23 protein-coding genes are annotated in these 20,165 nt (G+C 72.6%); 19 read left to right on the top strand and 4 right to left on the bottom strand.

The features are described from left to right. Window positions 1–406 precede the first annotated feature (406 nt). Both BM290_RS48225 and BM290_RS11600 read left to right on the top strand, forming a co-directional pair. The gene (locus BM290_RS48225) at window positions 407–1,186 is read left to right on the top strand and encodes an inositol monophosphatase family protein (RefSeq protein ID WP_177319664.1); all 780 of its coding nucleotides are present in this window, start codon (window positions 407–409) and stop codon (window positions 1,184–1,186) included. Window positions 1,187–1,265: 79 nt separating this feature from the next. Then, on the top strand, window positions 1,266–2,528 hold the full coding sequence (locus BM290_RS11600; RefSeq protein WP_373871046.1) for a multidrug effflux MFS transporter: 1,263 nt from the start codon (window positions 1,266–1,268) through the stop codon (window positions 2,526–2,528). Window positions 2,529–2,587: 59 nt separating this feature from the next. Here the strand turns inward: BM290_RS11600 and BM290_RS11595 are convergent, their stop codons facing one another. Continuing rightward, window positions 2,588–3,370, bottom strand: coding sequence for an SAM-dependent methyltransferase (locus tag BM290_RS11595; RefSeq protein WP_093612977.1), 783 nt, complete (start codon window positions 3,368–3,370; stop codon window positions 2,588–2,590). A 227-nt stretch (window positions 3,371–3,597) separates the two neighbouring features. Here BM290_RS11595 and BM290_RS48220 point away from each other — a divergent pair, with 227 nt between their 5' ends. From BM290_RS48220 to BM290_RS11540, 12 genes are all read left to right on the top strand, one after another. Next, entirely contained in the window at window positions 3,598–4,986 is a 1,389-nt protein-coding gene (locus tag BM290_RS48220; protein ID WP_177319662.1) for a hypothetical protein, read from the top strand. After that, window positions 4,971–5,723, top strand: coding sequence for an FHA domain-containing protein (locus tag BM290_RS11590; RefSeq protein ID WP_177319661.1), 753 nt, complete (start codon window positions 4,971–4,973; stop codon window positions 5,721–5,723). Before BM290_RS48220 ends, BM290_RS11590 begins: the two co-directional genes overlap by 16 nt. Then, window positions 5,720–6,790, top strand: a complete 1,071-nt coding sequence (locus tag BM290_RS11585) for a serine/threonine-protein kinase (RefSeq protein ID WP_093612973.1) — start codon at window positions 5,720–5,722, stop codon at window positions 6,788–6,790. The genes BM290_RS11590 and BM290_RS11585 overlap by 4 nt, the downstream gene beginning before the upstream one ends. Then, window positions 6,787–7,302, top strand: a complete 516-nt coding sequence (locus BM290_RS11580; protein ID WP_093612971.1) for a hypothetical protein — start codon at window positions 6,787–6,789, stop codon at window positions 7,300–7,302. The genes BM290_RS11585 and BM290_RS11580 overlap by 4 nt, the downstream gene beginning before the upstream one ends. After that, window positions 7,295–9,757 carry an Hsp70 family protein gene (locus tag BM290_RS11575; RefSeq protein ID WP_093612969.1) on the top strand — a complete coding sequence of 821 codons (2,463 nt, stop codon included), beginning with the start codon at window positions 7,295–7,297 and terminating at the stop codon, window positions 9,755–9,757. Before BM290_RS11580 ends, BM290_RS11575 begins: the two co-directional genes overlap by 8 nt. Beyond that, window positions 9,754–10,620, top strand: a complete 867-nt coding sequence (locus BM290_RS11570; RefSeq protein ID WP_093612967.1) for a hypothetical protein — start codon at window positions 9,754–9,756, stop codon at window positions 10,618–10,620. The genes BM290_RS11575 and BM290_RS11570 overlap by 4 nt, the downstream gene beginning before the upstream one ends. A gap of 79 nt (window positions 10,621–10,699) precedes the next feature. After that, window positions 10,700–11,395, top strand: a complete 696-nt coding sequence (locus BM290_RS49095) for a helix-turn-helix domain-containing protein (RefSeq protein WP_203779300.1) — start codon at window positions 10,700–10,702, stop codon at window positions 11,393–11,395. Window positions 11,396–11,415: 20 nt separating this feature from the next. Then, window positions 11,416–12,318 carry an MBL fold metallo-hydrolase gene (locus tag BM290_RS11560; RefSeq protein WP_093612965.1) on the top strand — a complete coding sequence of 301 codons (903 nt, stop codon included), beginning with the start codon at window positions 11,416–11,418 and terminating at the stop codon, window positions 12,316–12,318. A gap of 17 nt (window positions 12,319–12,335) precedes the next feature. Continuing rightward, window positions 12,336–13,490 (top strand): MFS transporter, encoded by a 1,155-nt coding sequence (locus tag BM290_RS11555; protein WP_093612963.1) that lies wholly within the window; start codon window positions 12,336–12,338, stop codon window positions 13,488–13,490. Between the two features lie 50 nt (window positions 13,491–13,540). Beyond that, window positions 13,541–13,960 (top strand): nitroreductase family deazaflavin-dependent oxidoreductase, encoded by a 420-nt coding sequence (locus BM290_RS11550; protein WP_093612961.1) that lies wholly within the window; start codon window positions 13,541–13,543, stop codon window positions 13,958–13,960. A gap of 75 nt (window positions 13,961–14,035) precedes the next feature. Next, window positions 14,036–14,440: a hypothetical protein gene (locus tag BM290_RS11545; protein ID WP_093612959.1), complete on the top strand. Its 405-nt coding sequence runs from the start codon at window positions 14,036–14,038 to the stop codon at window positions 14,438–14,440. Next, entirely contained in the window at window positions 14,437–14,643 is a 207-nt protein-coding gene (locus BM290_RS11540) for a helix-turn-helix transcriptional regulator (protein ID WP_093612957.1), read from the top strand. Before BM290_RS11545 ends, BM290_RS11540 begins: the two co-directional genes overlap by 4 nt. Window positions 14,644–14,765: 122 nt before the next feature. Here BM290_RS11540 and BM290_RS11535 read toward each other — a convergent pair whose 3' ends face one another. Continuing rightward, window positions 14,766–14,984 carry a DUF397 domain-containing protein gene (locus tag BM290_RS11535; protein WP_093612955.1) on the bottom strand — a complete coding sequence of 73 codons (219 nt, stop codon included), beginning with the start codon at window positions 14,982–14,984 and terminating at the stop codon, window positions 14,766–14,768. 9 nt (window positions 14,985–14,993) lie between these two features. Beyond that, a complete protein-coding gene (locus BM290_RS11530) occupies window positions 14,994–15,890 on the bottom strand; it encodes a helix-turn-helix domain-containing protein (protein WP_239143500.1) in 897 nt (298 codons plus the stop codon). A gap of 188 nt (window positions 15,891–16,078) precedes the next feature. Here BM290_RS11530 and BM290_RS11525 point away from each other — a divergent pair, with 188 nt between their 5' ends. The 3 genes from BM290_RS11525 to BM290_RS11515 are packed head-to-tail and all read left to right on the top strand — an operon-like array spanning window position 16,079 to window position 17,386. After that, window positions 16,079–16,309, top strand: a complete 231-nt coding sequence (locus tag BM290_RS11525; protein ID WP_093612953.1) for a hypothetical protein — start codon at window positions 16,079–16,081, stop codon at window positions 16,307–16,309. Next, on the top strand, window positions 16,299–16,745 hold the full coding sequence (locus BM290_RS11520; RefSeq protein WP_093612951.1) for a hypothetical protein: 447 nt from the start codon (window positions 16,299–16,301) through the stop codon (window positions 16,743–16,745). The genes BM290_RS11525 and BM290_RS11520 overlap by 11 nt, the downstream gene beginning before the upstream one ends. 17 nt (window positions 16,746–16,762) lie before the next feature. Then, on the top strand, window positions 16,763–17,386 hold the full coding sequence (locus BM290_RS11515; protein WP_203779302.1) for a maleylpyruvate isomerase family mycothiol-dependent enzyme: 624 nt from the start codon (window positions 16,763–16,765) through the stop codon (window positions 17,384–17,386). A 31-nt stretch (window positions 17,387–17,417) separates the two neighbouring features. Here BM290_RS11515 and BM290_RS11510 read toward each other — a convergent pair whose 3' ends face one another. Next, complete coding sequence (locus BM290_RS11510) at window positions 17,418–18,086, bottom strand: TetR/AcrR family transcriptional regulator (RefSeq protein WP_093612949.1); 669 nt, start codon at window positions 18,084–18,086, stop codon at window positions 17,418–17,420. A 71-nt stretch (window positions 18,087–18,157) separates the two neighbouring features. Between BM290_RS11510 and BM290_RS11505 the strand changes: the two genes are divergently transcribed. Both BM290_RS11505 and BM290_RS11500 read left to right on the top strand, forming a co-directional pair. Then, complete coding sequence (locus BM290_RS11505; protein ID WP_093612947.1) at window positions 18,158–19,165, top strand: glycoside hydrolase family 113 protein; 1,008 nt, start codon at window positions 18,158–18,160, stop codon at window positions 19,163–19,165. Window positions 19,166–19,253: 88 nt separating this feature from the next. Then, entirely contained in the window at window positions 19,254–20,162 is a 909-nt protein-coding gene (locus BM290_RS11500) for an aminoglycoside phosphotransferase family protein (protein ID WP_093612945.1), read from the top strand. The last annotated feature ends 3 nt before the right edge of the window (window positions 20,163–20,165 follow it).

Raw genomic sequence — 20,165 nt, 5'->3', positions numbered from 1 at the left:
CTCGGGTTGGGCCAGCCGCGGATCGCCTTTGCCCACGGTCGGGCCTGCCCACGGTCGGGTCTTCCTACGGTCCTGCCTTCGGTTCGGTCTGCTTCGGGTGGGGTGTGCCTACGGTTCGGTCTGCTTCGGGTGGGGTGTGCCTACGGTTCGGTCTGCCTCGGGTGGGGTGTGCCTACGGTTCGGTCTGTCTTCGGTTGGGTGTGCCTGTGGCCGGGACTGCCTGCGGGGCTGCCCGGTCGTCGACCTCGCTCGGCCGGCCGTGAGTGCTGTTGCCCGCTCGGTGGAACAGCGGCCACGACCAGCCGGAGATGCCCTCGGTGGTGGCGGTGGGCCGGGGTCGAGGGGGCGGGCCGGGGTCGAGGGGTCGGGCCGGCCGGGGAGGGCGGGCGGATTAGCCTGGGCGGTGATGACCAGAGATCTTGAGGCTGCGCGTGAGCTTGCCGCCGGGTTGGCGGTTCGGGCCGGGCGGCTGCAGCTTGAGCGGCGGGACACGCTTCGGATGGGGGCGCCCAAGGCGCATGCCAACGATGTGGTCTCCGATGTCGACATCGCGAGTGAGCAGCTCATCGTGGACGGGGTCCATGGGGCCTGGCCGGATGACGCCATGCAGGCCGAGGAGGGGCACGGGCGGTCCGGGGGCAGCGGCTGGACCTGGATCGTCGATCCGCTCGACGGGACGCGCAACTATGTGAGCCGGACCGGGCCGTGGTCCGTGTGCATCGCCCTCTACCAGGGGGACTCGCCTCGGATGGCGGTCGTTCATGACCCGGCGGCGGGGGAGACGTTCAGCGCGGTCGACGGTGGTGGGGCGCTGCTCAACGGGGAGCCGATCCGGGTGTCGGGTGGGCCGCCGCTGGCCGAGGCGCTGATCGGCGTCAGCTTCCAGCCGAATCCGGCGACCAAGGCGCGGGCCGGGCGGCTCCTGCGGGAGCTGCTGCCGCTCTCCGGGGACATCCGCCGGATCCCGGCCGCGCTGAACCTCGTCTACCAGGCGGCCGGCCGGCTCGACGGCGGGCTGGCGCTGGACACGAAACTGTGGGACATCGCGGCGGGTGCGCTGATCGCCCGTGAGGCCGGTGTCACCCTCGGCGGGCACGGGCCCGACTACACCACCGAGCTGACCATCGGCGCTGGTCCATCGCTGTGGCCGGAGCTGTCGGCGCGGGTCCGGGCGGCCGATTTGTGAGCAGCGTTACCATCCGGGTGAGGGCGGAAGAACCACCCGCCGGGCCTCCTTGTCGCTGAGTGTGGCTTCAACTCGCACCGTGACCCCGCCCGACGCCGGCCTCTCGCCCGGTGAGCTGCTGCCCGCAGGCCGCCGCTTCCGGATCGTCCTCGTGCTCGGCCTGCTGACCGCGCTCGGGCCGCTCACCATCGACATGTACCTGCCGTCGCTCCCGGCGATCACCGCCGACCTGCACACCACGGCCGCCGCCGTTCAGCTGACGCTGACCGGGACCCTGGTCGGGCTGGCGTTCGGTCAGCTGCTGGTCGGCCCGTTGTCGGACGCGTTCGGCCGTCGCTGGCCGCTGCTCGGTGGTATCGCGGTGCACATGCTCGCCTCGGTGTTCTGCGTGATCGCGCCGAACGTCGCCGTTCTCGGCACACTGCGGGTGCTGCAGGGCCTCGGCGCCGCGGCGGCCGCGGTCGTGGCCATGGCGATGGTGCGTGACCTGTTCACCGACAACGCCGCGGCCCGTCTCTTCTCCCGGCTGATGCTCGTCGTCGGGGTCGCCCCGATCCTCGCGCCGACGATCGGCGGCCTGGTCCTGAACTGGACGTCGTGGCGCGGCGTGTTCGTGGTGCTGACCGTCGTCGCGGTCACGATCAGCGCGGTGTCGGCCCTGGTCCTGCCGGAGACGCTGCCGCCCGCGGCGCGCCGCAGCGGGGGAGTGCTGGGCACCGTGCGTGACTACGGCCGCCTGTTCACCGACCGGGTGTACGTGGGCCTGATCCTGGTCGCGGGGCTGGCGATGGCGGCGCTGTTCGCCTACGTGAGCGGCTCGTCGTACGTCTTCCAGGACGGGTACGGGATGAGTGAGCAGCAGTTCGCCCTGATCTTCGCGGGTGGCGCCGTCGGTCTGATCGGGGCCACCCAGTTCAACGTCCGGCTGCTGCGCCGCTGGTCGCCCCAGCAGATCATGAGCGCGTCGCTGGTGGCGGGGCTGGTGTTCGGGCTGGTGTTCCTGGTCACGGCGATCACCGGCGCCGGCGGGCTGGCCGGCATCCTGATCCCGCTGTGGCTGGTCCTCGCGACGGTCGGTCTGGCGATGCCGAACGCGCCCGCGCTGGCGCTGTCACGTCACGGCGAGGCGGCCGGGACCGCGGCGGCCCTGCTCGGAGCGGTCCAGTTCGGTGTCGGCGCGCTGGCCGCCCCGTTGGTCGGTGTGCTCGGCGTCGGCGAGGTGGCGATGGCCGTCGTCGTCTTCGGGGGCATGCTCGCCGCCACCCTGGTCTGCTTCCTCGTGGTCCAGCCGCACCGCCTGCCCGCCCACACCCCGGCAGCCGCCGTGGCCGCCGTCCACTGAAAGAGCGCACGATGCCCGCCGTCGATCAACGGCGGCGGGTCGTCCGTACCCCATGAGGGTCATGGTTTTCGGGCTACGGCGCCGTAGGCGTCGAGCCAGGCGGGCTCGTCGTCGGAACGCCAGGCGGGAAGCTGCACGAAGCCCGGATCGACCAGGTCGAGGCCGTGGAACAGGCCGGCGATCTGCTCCGGGCTGCGCAGGACGTAGGGGACCCCGCCGCTCTCGGCGAGGCGGCGGGCGCCCTCGACCACGGCCGGTGTGGTGTTCGTGCCGTCCCACAGCACCAGGTGGCTGCCGGACGGCACCGCGGCCATGACACGGTCCACGATCGAGGTCACGACCCGCAGGTCCGGCTCGTAGCCGAGGACGCCCATGAACATCACGCCGACCGGTTCGGTGAGGTCGAGGGTCTCCGCGGCGGCGGCCAGGATCCGCTCGGGATCGTGGTAGTCGGCGTCGATGTGCACGATCCGGCCGGAGTGCGCGTCGCCGGCCATCAGCGCCCGGGCGTGGCGGAGCACGAGCGGGTCGTTGTCGACGTAGACGACCCGCGAGCCCGGCGCGACGGCCCGGGCGACCTCGTGGGTGTTCTGCATGGTGGGCAGGCCGGTGCCGATGTCGAGGAACTGGCGGATGCCGGCGTCGGCGGCCAGGTGGCGTACGGCCCGGATGAGGAACCGCCGCGACTGGCGGGCCATCAGCACGATCTCCGGATAGACCTGCGCGACCGCGTCACCGGCGGCCCGGTCGGCGGGGAAGTTGTCGGTGCCGCCCATCCAGTGGTTCCAGATGCGGGCGGCGTGCGGGATGTCCGGTCGAAGCTGCTCGTCCGTGGGCGGCATGGCCACGTTGTACGCCGTACGCCGTCGCCGGCGCAAGAGCGTGCCGCGGCCGGGGATGTCGCCGTGCCCCTCGAAAGCGGGTGAACTGGTGTTGGATGTCTACCGTGGACGCCGTCCGGCGCCGTGCATCCAAACGACTTCCAACTCCTTTCCATCGCTTGGACGCCGGTGCCCGTACGAGACTGAGGTCCTGGGGATGGAAGCGGCACGAAAGGTGAGGTGGGCGCATGGCAGAGACGACGGCCGACGTGTTGCGGGCCGCCGCCGGTCCGGATCTGTTCCGCCTGAACGCCTTCCGCGTCACGGGGTTGCCGACGGTCGCCGACCATCGGGCCATCCGGCAGCGCCGGCAGCAGGTGGTCGCGGCGATGAGCATGGGCGCCGACGTGGACCGGATCCCGTCCGATGTGGACGCCGAGGAGGTGCGCGCGGCGTTCGACCGGCTGCTCGAGGATCCGCGATATCGGCTGGTCGACGAGCTGTTCTGGCTCTGGGACGTGCCGGGCAGCGACTGCGGCTGCCCGTCGTCGCTGCACAGCGAGCACGACAAGGCGGCGATCGCCCACGGGATGGCCCTCGACCAGGAGTTCAGCAAGCTCGACCCGCCCGGCGCCGACCGGGCCGACCTGGACCGGCTGTGGTCCGAGGCGGCCCGCCTGTGGGACGGGGTGATCCGGCGCAACGCCACCTGGGACCACATGCGCCACCGGGTCGGCAAGCTCGGCGACCGGCGCCTGGACGAGACGGTCATCGACGAGCTGCGTGCCGGGCTGCCCGCCGCGCTGCTGCGCCCGCTGGTCACGCTCGCCGTCGCGTCGGACAACCCGGAGCCGCTGGCCCGCTGCGTGCACGGCTGGATCGGGCGGGCCGACCTGGCCGGCGACATGCTGGCCGAGGCGGCCGCCCCGCTCTACGAGACGATCGAGGCCGGCGTCCGCAAGACCCGGGAGCTGCTCGACGACGGCGACCTGGACGCGGCCATCGAGAACACCCGGGGCCTGCCGATGACGCTGCTGCGGCTGCGCGCCCTGCTCCCGCCGGACGAGTTCCGCCGTACGGCCAACGCCTGCGAGGTCGTCGCGATCGCCTACAACAACTGCGCCAACCGTGTCTTCGAGGTGTGCGGCCCCCTCGACGACAGGTACGACGACCTGCTCAACGACGCCGAGGCGCTGGCGATCAACCCGCAGACCCGGGCCACCATCCGGGAGAACCGGGACGCGTTCCGGGAGAACGCCCAGGGCCTGTCCGACCTGCTCGATCAGATCACCTTCCTGGCGCGTTCGGGGCAGCACACCGCGGCCGGCAACCTGGCGGCGCACATGCGGGTGCGCCTCGCCGACCTGCCCGGCGCGGTCGCCGAGATCGACCGGGTGACCGCGCAGCTGCGAGCCTCCGGCGCGCGTGTCCGGGTCGGCGCGGACAGCGGCGGGAGCACCCCGTGGGGCGCGATCATCACGATCGGCTCGATCCTGCTCGGCGTCTGCCTCGGCCTCGCCGACTGCGACGGCGACAACCGGTCGGCGCCGCCGCCGGCCGCCGTGGTCGCCACCACCCCGGCCGGTGCGCCGGCGCCCGCCGAGACGGCCGTGAGGGTCGTGTGGCCGGCACGGTAGCGCTGCGGATCACGTCGCCCGACGGCGTGACCCGCGGCATCGAACTCGACGGCGAGACGGTGACCATCGGCCGCCGCGCGCCCGAGCAGTCTCCCGACGTGGCGCTCAGCCCCGACCCGCAACGCTGGGTGGGCCGCCTGCACTGTTCGCTCGATCTGGTGGAAGGGGTGTGGATGGTGACCGACAACGCCAGCGTCAACGGAACCCTGCTGCGCTCCCGAGACACCACCGAGCGGCTGCTCGGCCGGCGGCGCGTCCAGCACGGCGACGTGATCCTCATCCTCGGCGACATGACCCCGGACGGCGAGCCGCTCTACTGGCAGCTCGTCTTCCTCGACCCGCACACCACCCAGCAGGCCCCGGCGGGCGCGCTGCTCCCGCCGCCGCGGCCGGTCGCGAGCCTGCGCTACGACTGGGTGTCGGCCCGCGCCTACCGCATCGTGAACGGCGTCGAGACGCCGGTGACCGGCCTGCGGCCGCAGGGGCATCAGCTGCTGCGCTACATGGTCGGCCGCAGCGCCGACGGGGCCGCGGTGGCCTGCGACCACGCCGAGCTGATCACGGCACTGTGGGGGGCCCGCGAGGAGTGGGCGTCACACCGGGCGTACACCCGGGTGGATCTCGCCGGGGTGGTCCGGGCCGTGCGCCGCAGCATCGAGCCCGACCCGTCGGCCCCGGAGATCCTGGAGACGGTCAAGGGCATCGGTTACCGGCTCAACGTGTGCGGTGTGTCATGACCCTGCTGTCCAGCGGCGACCGCGTGACCGACACGCTGGTCATCGACAGGCTGCTCGGCGAGGGCGCGTTCGCCGAGGTGCACCGGGTCCGCCACGAGTATCTCGGCTGGCAGGCGATGAAGCTGTTCAAGCAGGTCGCCTCCCTGGAGAAGACCCGCGAGATGCTCGGCGAGGCGCAGCTGCTGTCCACCCTGGGCCACCCCAACATCGTCCGGCTGTTCGACGCCAACATCGTCGAGACGGCGGCCGGCCTGCGCGGTTTCTTCACCATGGAGTACGTGGCGGGCGGCAGCCTGGAACGGCTGTCCCGGTCCTACCAGTCGCAGGTGCCGGTGGACCTGGTCGTCGAGATCGTCGAGCAGATCGCCGAGGGGCTGGCCGCGGCACACACCCAGATCCCGCCGATCGTGCACCGCGACCTGACCCTGGCGAACATCCTGATCGGCTACGACGGCACCGGGATGCGGGTCCGGGTCAGCGACTTCGGCCTGGCCAAGCGGGCCGACCCGTTCACCCACCTGGCCAGCGCGCAGGGCACCTACGCGTTCATGGCGCCGGAGGTGCTCAAGCATCAGGGCTACTCGTGCGCCAGCGACGTGTGGTCGGTCGGCACGATCGCGTTCCTGCTGCTCACCAACCACATTCCCTACCACGACGGCGGGCAGTTCTCGTCCTTCTCGATGGTCCGGTTCCAGCGTCCCCTGTTGCCGCCCAGCGCGTACAACGCGGATGTGGACCCCGCCCTCGACAAGATCCTGATGGCCGCCCTCGCGGTGGACCCGAAGGACCGCCCGCCCACCGGGCGGGCGCTGGCCGACCTGCTGCGCGCCCGGCGTACCGCGCTGACCGTGCCGGCCCGGCCGGTGGACGTGCCCCGGGAGAAATCCGCCGAGAGGCCGGGGTCGCGGGCCCAGGCCCTCGCCGACGAGGCCTTCACGCTGGCGCGCCGGCCGGGCGCGCTGGAACGCGCCGCCGACCTCCTGGAGGAGGCCGTGAACCTGTCACCGCGACTGCGGGACCGGCATCTGCACACACTCACGCTCTGGCGCCGAGGGGTGATCATGTGATTCGCGACCGGCTCGACCGACTGCGCACCGAACTGCGGCAGCGGCGACATCACCGGGCCTTCCGTATTCCGCCGCCGACCTGGCCGGAGACCCGCCACGACCGGCTGGCCGCGCTGATCGCCGAGCTGGACACCGCCGCGGCCGATCCCGGCCTGGACGCCAAGGCGCTCGCGACCGCCGCGACCAACCTGTGGCGGGCCCGGCGCCGGCTGGCCCAGCAGGCCGGCGACAACAGCGCCCAGGCCCGGCAGGCCGGCCGCTACCTGCGGATGTGCCAGGAGGCACTGACCGACGCGGGCCTGGTGGTCCGCGACCACGACGGCGAGACGTTCCACTCCGGACGGTCGCTGGAGGCGCTGGTCTTCAACGACGACGCCACAGTGGTCATCGAGACCGTGACGGAGACCGTACGGCCCTCCGTCTTCCTGCGTGAGGAGCGCATCCAGATGGGACAGGTCATCGTCGGATGCCCCGTCAAGACAGAATCGACCCCGGGGAGCGGCAATGCGTGACACGATCGACTTCGGCATCGACCTCGGCACCACCAACAGCGCGATCGCGGTCGTCGAGGACGGCGTGCCGGTGGTCGTCAAGAGCAACGACGGCTGGGACATCACCCCGTCGGCGGTGTGGATCCCCAAGCCCGGCGTCGTGCACGTCGGCCGGGCCGCCCGTGACCGGGTGGAGCACGACCAGGCGAACGCGGCCGGCGAGTTCAAGCTCGAGATGGGGCTGGCCGACGCTACCCGTACGTTCGTCAACGGCCAGGTCACGATGAGCCCCGTGCAGCTCTCCGCCGAGGTGCTCAAGTCGCTGCGCGCCGACGCCGCCCACCACACCGGCGAGGCGCCCGACGCGGCCGTGATCACCGTGCCCGCCGCGTTCGCGCTGAACCAGAACAAGGCGACCAACGAGGCGGCGGCGCTCGCCGGGTTCACGGTGGCCTGCCCGCTGGTGCAGGAGCCGACGGCGGCCGCGTTCGCGTACGGGTTCCAGAAGGCCGACGAGGACGCCTACTGGATGGTCTTCGACTTCGGCGGCGGCACCTTCGACGCCGCGGTGGTCAGCAAGCGCGACGGCGACCTGCGGGTGCTCAACCACGCCGGCGACCCGTACCTGGGCGGCAAGCTGATCGACTGGGCGGTGGTGGAGCGGCTGCTCGCCCCCGCGGTGATCAACGGGCTGGGCCTGAGCGACTTCCGGCGCGACAACCCGCAGTGGCGCGGCGCCTTCGCCAAGCTCAAGTGGGCGGCCGAGGAAGCCAAGATCATGCTGTCCCGGCGGGCGACCGCGGACGTGCTCGTCGACATCACCCTGCCCGGCGGCGGCACCGAGACCTTCGAGCACACGCTGCGCCGGGAGGACATCGACCGGGTCGCCGAGCCGTTCTACGTCCGCGCGATCAACCTGTGCCGCGGCGCGCTCGCCGAGGGCGGCCTGGACGTCGACGACATCGACAAGCTGCTGCTGGTCGGTGGCGTGACGCTGAGCCCCGGCCTGCGCGAGCGCCTCGCCGACCCGGGCCACGGGCTGGGCATCGCCCTGGACTACAGCCTCGACCCGACGACAGTGGTGGCGCGCGGGGCGGCGATCTTCGCGAGCACGCTGCGCCGGCCGGCCACGGCCACGCACCAGCCGGCGGTGGGCGAGTTCGCCGTCGAGCTGGCCTACGAGCCGACCACGACGATCAACACGCCGACGGTGGCGGGGCGGCTGCGGTCCACCGGGGCCGTCGACTGGTCCGGCTACCGCGTGACGATCACCAACGCCGATTTCCGTACGCCCACGCTCGTCCCGAACGCGTCCGGCGCGTTCTCCACCGAGGTGTATGTCGACGACCTCAAGTCCGCCCGCTTCACGATCGAGCTGACCACCGCCTCCGGCGAGCCGCAGAAGCTCAGCCCCGACAGCCTGACGATCACCCACCGGGCGGTGGAGTTCGGCGGTGTCCGGCTGGCCCACTCGCTCGGCATCCAGCTCGCCGACCAGGCCTTCGCGCCGCTGGTCCGCAAGGGCGCGACCCTGCCGACCCGGGAACGCGAGGTGTTCCGCACGTCGACGCCGCTGAACCGGTCCGACGCCGACGCGGTGATCCGCATCCCCGTGGTCCAGGGCGAGCGTCCCCGCGGCGACCGCAACCGGCAGGTCGGCATGCTGGAGATCCGGCCCAAGGACGTGCGCATCGACCTGCCCGCCGGCAGCGAGGTCGAGGTGACCTTCGAGGTCGACGAGTCCAGCCTCGTGACCGTGGTCGCCGACGTGCCGCTGATCCAGACCCAGTTCGAGGCGGAGATCGCGCTCGACGACGTGCGTACCCCCGACCCGGTGGCGCTGACCGCCATGCTCGACGACGCCGAGCGGCGGATGGCGCACCTGCGCGGCGCGGTCGCCAACGGCGACTCCGACGACGCCCGCGACCGGCTCGCCGCCCTCGATCGGGAGGGCACCATGACCGGCGCCCGCGAGCAGGTGCAGGCGTCCGGGGTGGACGCGGGCGCCGCCGCCACCGCCGAGGACCGGCTGCGCAACGTGCAGGCCGAGCTCGACATCATCGAGGACGCGGTCGGCCTGCCCGAGCTGATCCAGCAGCTGCGCGACGCCCTGTCCGCGGCCGACGAGCTGGCCGCCGACGACGCCGACCGCCGCGAGGTCGGCGAACTGCGGCGGCGCGCCCAGACCGCGATCGACGCCCGCGACAAGGCGGCCATCCAGGCCCAGCTGGAGCGGGTGCACGACTTCCTGATGGAGGTCGAGCGGCGGGCGCCGGACTGGCCGGTCAAGGTGTTCTTCATGCTCTGCGTCGAACACGAGAAGATCGGCATCTCCGCGCAGGCCGACGTGCTGATCGCGCAGGGCCGCCAGGCGATCGCCGGGCAGGACCCGCGCGCGCTGGACGCGGTCAACCAGCGGCTCGTCCGGCTGCTTCCGGTCGAGGTGGCCGGCAAGATCGGGGGCCTGCTGCGATGACGACGGGCCCGGTCGCCGAGGAGCTGGAGCTGGACCGGGCGCGTGCCGCCGCCCGGTCCGGCGACCTCGACGGCGCGCTCGCCCTGCTCGGCGGCGACTCACCGGCGGCGCTCGACCTGCGGGCGCGGGTGCACGCGCAGCGCGGCGAGTTCGCCGAGGCCGACGCGGCGTGGGCGCGGGTCCTGGCCGCGGACCCGTCGCACGAGGGCGCGGCGGCCGGCCGGAAGGCGATCGCGGGCCGGGCCACCCGCCGCGTCGTGACGGCCGGCGGCACGGCGCTCGTGGTGGTGGTCCTGCTGGCCGGGTCCGCGCTGCTCATCGGCCGTCCGGACGAGCCGTCGCCGGCGTCGGCCCCGGCCACACCGGGTGCGTCGGCCCCGGCCACACCAGGGGCGTCGGCCCCGGCCGTCCCGGTGAAGTCCTCCGCGTCGCCGTCGGCCGTGCCGTCCCCGTCCGCGTCCGTCGCCGATCGGCTGCTGCGGGGGCTGGCCGTCGACGGGGTGACCGTCCGCGCGAAGGGCGCCGCCGCGGAGGTCGTTTTCGATCAGGGCCTTTTCGTACGCGGTGACGCGCTGCGTGGTGACGCCCGGGCCACGCTCGACCGGGTCGGCCGGGCGCTGCGGGGCGGCGGTGACGTCACGGTCACGGTGGTCGGCCACGCCGTCCCGGTGACCGGTGGGCGTACCGCGGGCGGGTCGACGACGGCGCTGGCCCGCGCCCAGGTCGCCGCGGCGCGACTGTCCCGGGCGAGCGGGCTGCCGTTGACGTCGTTCCGGCTGGTCAGCGCCGATCAGCAGGAGGGCCCGCACGATACCCCGGAGCGCAACCGCACGGTCACGCTGCTGGTCGAGCCGTCGGTGTGAGGACCGGCGCGAGCGGGCCGGAGAGGAAAACCAAAGAGGTCTTTGACAGTTCGTGATATGCCAAAGTAGTCTTTGGCATATGCGGATCACCGATGCCACAGCGATCCGGGCGCTGGCTCATCCCCTCCGGCTCGACCTGCTGGAGCTGCTCGCCACGAGCGGCCCGGCGACCGCGGCGCAGTGCGGCCGGGTCCTCGGCGCCTCCCAGGCCAGCTGTTCCTTCCATCTGCGTCAGCTCGCCAAGTACGGCTTCGCCGAGGATGCCGGTCCCGGCCGGGACCGGCGCGAGCGCCAGTGGCGTGTGCCCGATCCGCGGCCGACGCTGCGGCTCTCCTCCGGCGACAGCCCGGTCGTCCGGCGCCAGCTGGAGCGGATCGTCGTCGATCGGGAGATGCAGGCGATCCTCGAGTTCGTCGACCGTGACGACGACGACAGCACCGCCTGGCGCCGCCGGGCCGGACTGGCCACGGCGCTCGCCCTGGTCTCGCCGGACGAGGCCGAGCACCTCAGAGCCCAGTGGCTGGCCCTGCTGGAGCCGTATCTGGCGAGGTCCGAGGCCGAGACGGACGCCCGCCGCCCGGGCCGGCGGTTCGCTCGCTACTTCCTGGCCGCCACCCCGCTGCCCACCGAGACGACCACCGACCGGCGGGATGAGGGCGACCGGCCGGATGAGGGCGACCGTCGGGATGAGGGCGACCGTCGGGATGAGGGCGACCGGCGGGATGAGGGCGACCGGCCCGGCCAGGACGGCCGATCCGATGGAGACGACCGATGACAGAGCGGATGGGACCTCAGATGACCGACTTCGTGACCGGATCACTGGACGTGGCCTGGATCCATGGCCGTCGCGGTGAGCCCGCCATCCAGACCCACGTCTACGACGAGCGCACGGTGATCCTGCGGCAGAGCAAACGCGTCGAGTACGAGGCGCCCTTCCTCTACCTGCTCTTCGGTGACGACCGGGCGCTGCTGCTAGACACCGGCGCCAGTGCCGACCCCGCGCTGTTCCCGCTGCGCGCGACAGTGGACGCGCTCGTCGACGCCTGGCTGGCGAAGCACCCGCGCGACGGGTACGAGCTGGTCGTCGCCCACTCGCACGGGCACGGCGACCACGTGGCGGCCGACGCGCAGTTCGCCGGCCGGCCGGGTACGACGGTGGTGCCGCACGACGAGCCGGAGGTGCGGAGGTTCTTCGGCTTCCCCGGTGGCCTCACCGGATCGGTCCCCTTCGACCTGGGCGGCCGTGTGCTGGAGATCCTCGGCTCGCCGGGTCACCACGAGGCCGCGATCACCGTTTACGACCCGTGGACCGGGTTCCTGCTGACCGGCGACACCGTCTATCCCGGACGGCTCTACGTCGCCGACTACCCGGCCTTCCGGGACACGCTGGAGCGCCTGGTCGCCTTCGCCGACACCCATCCGGTGAGTCACGTGCTGGGCTGCCACATCGAGATGACCCGCACGCCGGGCCGCGACTACCCGCTCGGCGCCCGGTTCCAGCCGGACGAGCACGTGCTCCCGCTGACCGTCGCCCAGCTCGCCGAGGTGCGGGACGCCACCGTCCGGACCGGCGGCAGGCAGGGCCGACACCGGCACCGCGACTTCATTCTCTACATCTCACCGGGCAACAAGGAGAAACGAGATCTTCTGGTACGCGCGAAGCTGCGCCGCCTCCAGGAGGCCCTGCTGCGCCCGTAACGTGTTTAGCATCGTCGATGGCCGGAACCCTCAGCGCCCGGGTCGCGGTGGCGTCGAACGCCGCGTTCTACGGGCAGATCAGTGTCGCGCTGCCGTTGACGCTCGCGGCGAGCGGCGCGACGAAGGCCCAGATCGCCCTCTTCTTCGCGGTGAGCGCGCTGGTGGCCGCCTCGCTCAATCTCGTCGCCGGCCCGGCGCTGCGACGACGCGGCTCGCCCTGGTGGGGCCCGTCGGTCTGCGGGCTCGTCGCGGCGGCCGGCGCCCTGGCGGTCCCGGTCTCCGCGCCGTCCCCGGCGATGTATCCGGCGGGCGCCGCGATGATGACGATGACCCTGATCTTCCCGCACTACATCAGCCTGGCCGGCGGCTCGGGGACGCCGGGGCCCGCTCGTCTGGTGGGCCGGATGCGCCGGATCTTCGTGGTCGGGTTCATGGCCGGCCTGGCCCTGGCGTCCGCCGGTGGGCTCGTGCAGAGCCTCGGCGGCGACGTCGGGCCGTTGTGGATCGCCGCGGCGCTCGCGCTGGTCAACGGCCTGATCCCGCTGGCGCAGACCGCCCGGCGGGCCGCGCCGGAACAGCCCCGCGAACCGGGCCGGGGCCTCCGCCCGCACGGCACGATGCTGACCTGCGTCCTGGCCGTGCTGCTGCTGCGCGGCGCCGACAGCGTGCGCCTGGTCTATCTGCCGCTCTTCGTGGTGGGCCAGGGGCTGTCCGGCACGGTGGTGGCGCTGCTGTTCCTGGCGTCGGTGGCCGCGGAGATCCCGCTGCTGGGTCCGATCACCGCGCTGGCCGACCGGATCGGCAGCCGTCGCGCGATCGTGCTGACAGCCGGGGTGGGCGCGCTGTCGTTCGCACTGATCGTGGCCGGTGGCGGCGTACCCCTGCTGATCGTCTCGCAGTTGCTCTATGCGGTGTTCGCCGCCGGGTTCCAGAGCGTCGGGATGGTTCTGCTCAGTGACGTGCTCGCCGGGGACCTCGGCGCGGGCGCCGACGTCTACACCGGCATGGTGCAGGTCGGGGCGGTGTTCGGCGTGGTCGCGCCGCTGCTGGTCCCGGGCTACTCGGCCCGGATCTTCCTGCTGGGCGCGGCCTTCTGCGTGGCCTCGATGCTGTTGCTGACCGCGATCCGGCGACGCCTGCCGCAGCACGGGACCGGCCTGCTCGGCAGGTGACGCGCGGCGAGAACCGGGCATCCGGGGCGCCGGGCGGCGAGGATATCGGTATGAGCGACTGGAATACACAGGTGATCGAGGAGTTCCGCGCCAACCAGGGCCGGGTGGGCGGCCCGTTCGAGGGGGCGCCGATGGTGCTCGTCCACCATCGTGGCCGCAAGTCCGGGCAGGAGATGGTGAGCCCGATGATGTATCTGCCGCACGAGACCGACGACGACGTCATCTACGTGATCGCCTCCAAGGGCGGAGCCCCGGAGAACCCCGGCTGGTACTACAACCTCACCGCGGCCGGCCGGGGCGAGGTCGAGCGCGGCACGGAGACCTACCCGGTGACGGTCCGCGACCTGACCGGGGAGGAGCGCGACCGGCGGTTCGGCGAGCAGGCGAGCCGCTATCCCGGGTTCGCCGGCTATGCCGAGAAGACCGCCGGCATCCGGACCATCCCGGTTCTCGAACTGACCCGGGCCTGACCCGGATTGTCATGTCTCCCTTCCATCGTGTCAGGTTTGCTTGACTCGATGGAAGGGTGGCTTTACTTTGGACGCATGACGGAGCAGGTATCGGACGGCCGGGCGCGCGCCGCCCGCCGGGTCGTCCTCATCGACGCGCTGCCGGTGGTGACCCTCGGCTGGGTGGCCCTGGCGCTGGGCAGCAACCCCGAGCAGACGCCCGCGCAGCGCATCTGGTGGGTCGCGGCGACCGCGGTGTTCGCGCTGGGGATGGCCTGGGTGCTGCTGCGGGCCTTCCGCCGCGCCGACGAGTACCTTCGCAAGATCCAGCTGGAGAGCATGGCGGTCGCCCTCGCGGCGGTCCTGGTGGCGCTGCAGGTGGCGGCGGTGCTCGACGCCGCGGGCGTCGTCGCGCTGCACCAGGTGGCCCAGCCGATCGTCATCGGCGGCATGGCGGTCTGGCATGTGATCGCCGACCTGCGCACCCGCTTCACCCGATGAGGAACCGGCTGCGCGAGCTGCGGGCCGCCCGCCGGTGGAGCCAGGCCGATCTGGCGCAGCGGTGCGGTGTCTCCCGGCAGGCGATCAACGCCATCGAGACCGAGCGGTACGACCCGAGCCTGCCCCTGGCGTTCGTCATCGCCGACCTCTTCGGCCTGGCCATCGAGGACATCTTCCAGCCCGACCGGCCCGGTAATCCGTGAGCCGTATTCAGGCCCCGGGATAGGCCCTCACCAGAGGACATCCCTCTTTCGAGTAACCGTTTCGGAAAGGTAAACGGCCCGGTCATCCCTTTCGGTGACCGGGCCGTTGCTGTGAGACATTTTCAAGCGGTCGGAACCGGGAACTCACCCTTTCCGGCGCCGTCGAGGAAACAGTCCCACTCGTTGGCATCGAAGATCAGGGGCTCACGTTCCGGATTCCGGGAATCACGGATGGCGACGAACGCGCCGACCTGCGCGAATTCGACGCAGCCACCGTTGTTACCGGACTTGGTGGACTTGCGCCACTGCGCCCCTGTCAGGCTGACCTCGTACTTGTCCATAGGTGGCTCCTATTGCTGCACGAACTGGCGGGCGACGGTGGCGATCAGGTCACGAGATTGCTGCTTGCTGAGCGCCGCCGCGTTGATGTGGTCAAGGGCAAGGTTAGCCCGTCCCAGATCTTCTTCCCGTTCGAGGTACAGGTTTCCCGCCTGCGACTCCACATACGCAACTGGGGTGTGCAAATCCTCCGCGAACTCGAATAGCGTCAGAGCGCCCAGCGCACCTGGATAACCACCATTCGCGAACGGAACGACCTGAACGGTCACCCGTTTGGGCAGCGTCATCAAGTGGTCGAGCTGACGCGCCATCACGTCCCGGCCGCCGAGTTGCCGGCGCAGCACCGCCTCGTCCAGGACGACCCAGATCTCCGGCGGATCCTCGGCGAAGACGCGCTCCTGACGCTCCAGCCGGATCTGCACCTGCCGGTCGACCTCCGCGTCGGACAGGGCCGGGTTCAGGCTCTCGGCGAGGGCGTGCGCGTAGTCCTTGGTCTGCAGCAGCCCGTGGATCATCAGCGGCTCGAAGATCCTGATCTTGGTGGCCGCCGACTCCAGCCCGAGGAACGTCGCGAACGGCGCGGGCACCTGGCCGTACTTCGACCACCAGCCGCGCTGCGCGCCCAGCCGGCGCAGTTCGAGCAGCTGGAGCCGCAGCTGTTCGGGGGCGTCGTAGAGCTCGAGGAGCGCCTCCAGCTCGACCTGCTTCATCCCGACCTCGCCGCCCTCGATCTTCTGGATCTTGCTGACCGAGCAACCCAGGCGGCCGGAGGCGTCCTGCTGCGACTTGCGGGCGGCGGTGCGCAGCTGCGACATCTGCTCGCCCAGTTGCCAGCGCGGGATCGTGGGGCCAATGGGTCGCGGCATGCTGCTGTCCTCCATCGACTTCGCCAGATGATCGTCGGCCATCATCGTCCCTTGTCGCCCGTACATCAATGGATTCACCCGAAAGGTATCCGCATTTCAGCATCACCCGTTAGGGAACCAAAAAGTTACGACATAAGATTGACGCTCACGGTGGGTGCGACCACTCTGGACTCGACGAACCCCGGCGAGCCCGACCCGATGGGGGCCGACATGTGGCACAGGAGAACTCTTTGAACGGCGCCGGCCATCGGCCGGACCGGGCCACCTACAACTGTGTGGCCTGCGAGAAGCCGTGGCCGTGCGACCCGGCCCGGGACCACCTGCTGGACAGCAGCCCCAACGCGGTGCAGCTCAGCATGCGGCTCTGGACCGAGCTGGAGCACGCCGCGGGACCCCTGCGCGACGAGCCGCCGGCGGCACTGTTCGACCGGTTTCTGAAATGGGCCCGCCTTGACTCCTGACGATGACTTCCGCACCCAGCTCGCCGTCGAGCGCCGGCATCCCGGCTGGCAGATCGACCGTGCGATCCAGCCCCGGACGGTACGCCCGGACCTGCGCGTCCCGGCCGGCCACTACTGGGCCGTGCACTGGGAGCTCGACGAGCCGTGCCTGGTCGCCGCCGACCTCGACGGCCTGATGCGCCAGCTGGACCAGCGTGACTCCGCCCGGGTCGCCGCGGTCCGGGAGATCACCGAGGCTCGATGGCCGGGCTGGCGGGTCGGCTACTCGGGCGCCGGGCCGACGGGCGTGGGGGGCGTGCAGGTGCCGCCCGGCTACTTCTACGCCGTCGGCCGCGGCCTGCGCCGCTGGCGCCACCGCCCGGTGATCGGCGCGAACCTGACCCAGCTCTGCGACCGCATCCGCGAAGCCATCCGCCCGGCCCGCGTCCTGGAGTGACGTGCGACGATGCCTCGGTGGACATCACCGGGATGATCGCCGAGGAGCGCCGCCGTACCGCTGACCTCGTCGAGTCGCTGAGCCCGCATCAGCTCGCCACCCGCAGCCTGTGCGGCGCGTGGACGGTCAAGGAGGTCGCCGGCCACCTCGTCGCGGCGGTCGCCGCGTCCGGCGGCGCCGCACTGCTGCTCGTGGTCCGGAGCGGGTTCGACATCCACCGGGCGAACGCCCGGCTGGCCGCCCGGATGGCCCGGCGGCCGGCCGGTGAGCTGGCGGCGCTGTTGCGCGAGCACGCGGAGGATCCGTTCAAGCCGCCGATCGTGGGGTACCCGGGGCAGCTCACCGACCTGCAGGTGCACGGGCAGGACATCCGCCGCCCGCTGGGCCTGCCGCACGACCTGCGTCCCGACCGGCTGCGGATCTCGCTGGACTTCCTGGTCGGCGGGAGGGCGGTCGGGTTCGTGCCGAGGAGGCGGCCGGCCGGGCTGCGGTTCGAGGCGGCCGATCTGGACTGGGCCTGGGGGGACGGGCCGGTGATCCGCGGGACCGGTGAGGCGCTGCTGCTCGGCCTGACCGGCCGGCGGGCCGCCCTGGACGACCTCTCCGGCGAGGGTGTCGCCGAACTGCGCCGGAGGATCTGACCCGCGCCGGCCCGGGCTCATCGGGCCGGGCTCATCGGGCCGGGCTCATCGGGCCGGGCTCATCGGGCGCGGCGTCGAGGGCCGCGGCGTCGAGGGCCGGCGCGAGCGGGGTCAGGGCGGTGCGGATCCCGTCCGGCAGCGACCCGGCCGGCACGACGAAGCCCGGCATCGACGCCGGCACGGTGGCGGCGTGCAGCCACCGGCGCAGTGCGATCCGGGTGGCCGCGCCGACGGCCGCGGCCAGGACCTGAGCGGTCAGCGGGTCGATGCCGGGGTGCCGGGCGGTGACGGCCCCGGCGAGCGTGTCCTCGATCGAGGTGACCGCGTCGACGTAGCAGGCCCGTAGCGCGGGAGTGGTCGCGATCATCAGCAGCGCGCCGCGCGGGTGGTCGCCGGGGTCGGTGCAGGACGCGACGACCGCGTCGATCACGGTGTCGGCGAGACCGCTCCCGGCCGGGCGGCCGGTCACCGCCGCGGCCAGTTGGGCGGCGCGGTCGGCGGCGACCGCAGCGACGATCGCCTGCTCGCGGCTGGAGAAATAGTTGTTGTACGTCCGCGGGGAGACCCCGGCGGCCTCGGCGATCTCCTCGACCCGGACATTCTCCGGCCCCTGGGCGAGCGCGAGCCGCAAGGCCGCCGACTGCAGGGCCTCCCGGGTCGCTCGTTTCTTGCGCTCACGCAGGCCGGAGGCATCGTTCATGCTGTCACTCTGCCATCCCGGGTGCGCACACGCAAAATTGCGTGCACGCAAGTTTCTGTTACGGTGGCGGCATGCGCGCCAACGGCATCGCCTACAACACCGGATTCCTGACCCCGGCCACGCCGCTCGACCTCGACCGCGTCCGGCGGGAGCTCACCCTCATCCGCGACGACCTGCACTGCAACGCCGTCCACCTGGTCGGCGGCGACCCCGGCCGGCTGGAGGCGGCGGCCCGGATCGCCGCCGGGCTCGGCCTGGAGGTGTGGTTCTCGCCCTACCCCCTCGGCCTCACCCCCGATCAGATCCACTCGCTCTTCCTGGACTGCGCCGACCGGGCCGAGCGGCTGCGCGCCACCGGCGCCGCGGTCGTCCTGGTCACCGGCGTCGAGCTGACCATCATGAACCGCGGTTTCCTCGAGGGCGACAGCCTCGAGGACCGCATCGCCCAGCTGTTCGCGGGCCGGGTCGCCGAGGCCCGCGCCCGTCTCGGCGACTTCCTGCGCGAGGTCGTCCCCGCCGTCCGGCAGCGTTTCCACGGGCCGGTCACCTACGCGGCGATCCCGTTCGAGGACGTCGACTGGGACCTGTTCGACATCGTCACGCTGGAGCTGATCCGCAGCGCCGAGGTCGCGGGGCAGTTCCGCGAGGCCGTCCGCGCGGTCACCGCCGGGGCCAAGCCGGTCGCCGTCACCGGGTTCGGCACGGCGGCGTGGCGGGGCGCTGCCGACGTGGCGCCGCGCAGCATGGAGATCGTCGAGAACGACCCGGTCACCGGAGCGCCACTGCGGCTCGACGGGCACTACGAGCGTGACGAGGAGGGGCAGGCCGCCTACTTCCGGGAGCTGCTCGAGATCTTCGACAGCGAGGGGGTGGACAGCGCCTTCGCGTACCTGTTCGCGCTCGACGACTTCCCGCACCGGCCCGGCGGCGACCCCCGCGACGACCTCGACCTGGCCAGCCCCGGCATCGTCAAGGTCCTCGACGGCCGCACCGGCGACACGTACCCCGGCCTGCCGTGGGAGCCCAAGGCCGCGTTCGCGGCGATCGCCCGGCACTATGCGGGCGGCCGTCCCGGCTGATCGGCCGGAGAACGTCCGCGGCCGAGAGGTGGCCGTCCCCGGCCTTGCCGGGAGCCGGTCGCCCGCCGGATGGGCCAGGATTGCCGCCATGACCCATTCCACTCTCGACATCACCGCCGCCCTGGTCCACGACCTGGTGCGGGAGCAGCATCCCGACCTCGCCGGCCGACCGGTCCGGCTGGGCGCGCGGGGATGGGCCAATCAGGTGTGGCGTCTCGGTGACGACCTGGCCGTCCGGCTGCCCTGGGTGGTCGCCGACACCGACGAGCTGCTGCTCAACGAGCACACCTGGGTGCCGCGGCTGGCGCCGGGCCTGCCGCTGCCGGTCCCGGTGCCGCAGCGGCTCGGGGTGCCGTCCGCGCGTTTCCCCCGCCCCTGGCTGATCACCACCTGGGTGCCCGGCGAGCCCGCCGACCGCGCGCCGGTGACCGATCCCGCCGCGGCCGGGTCCCTGGCGGCGTTCCTGACCGCCCTGCACCGCCCGGCGCCCGCCGAGGCGCCCGCCGGACAGGACCGGGGCGGCCCGCTGGCCGAGCGTTCCGACGGTTTCGCCGGCGGCGTGGCCCTGGCCGTGGAGCGCGGGCTGATCGACGACCCGGACGCGGTCCGCGCGGTCTGGCAGGACGCGGTCACCGCGCCGGCCTGGGCCGGTCCGCGGATGTGGCTGCATGCCGACCTGCACCCGGCGAACGTGGTCACCCGGGGCGGGCGGCTCTGCGGCATCGTCGACTTCGGTGACCTGTGCGCCGGCGACCCGGCCTACGACCTGTCCGCCGCCTGGCTGCTGCTGCCGGACGGCGGCGTCGACGACTTCTACGCCGCCTACCGGCCGGCGGCCGACGCCGCCACCCGCCGCCGGGCCCGCGGCTGGGCGATGGCCCGTGTCCTGAGCGGCCTGCTCATCGGCGACAACGGCGTGCACGGCCGGCCCGGGGGCAAGGCGACGTGGGGCCCGCCGGCCCGCGCCGCCCTGCACCGCCTGACATCGGCCCGGTAGCGG

The sequence above is a fragment of the Actinoplanes philippinensis genome (assembly GCF_900113015.1).
Lineage (GTDB): Bacteria > Actinomycetota > Actinomycetes > Mycobacteriales > Micromonosporaceae > Actinoplanes > Actinoplanes philippinensis.
This window is presented reverse-complemented; position numbering and strand designations above follow the sequence as displayed.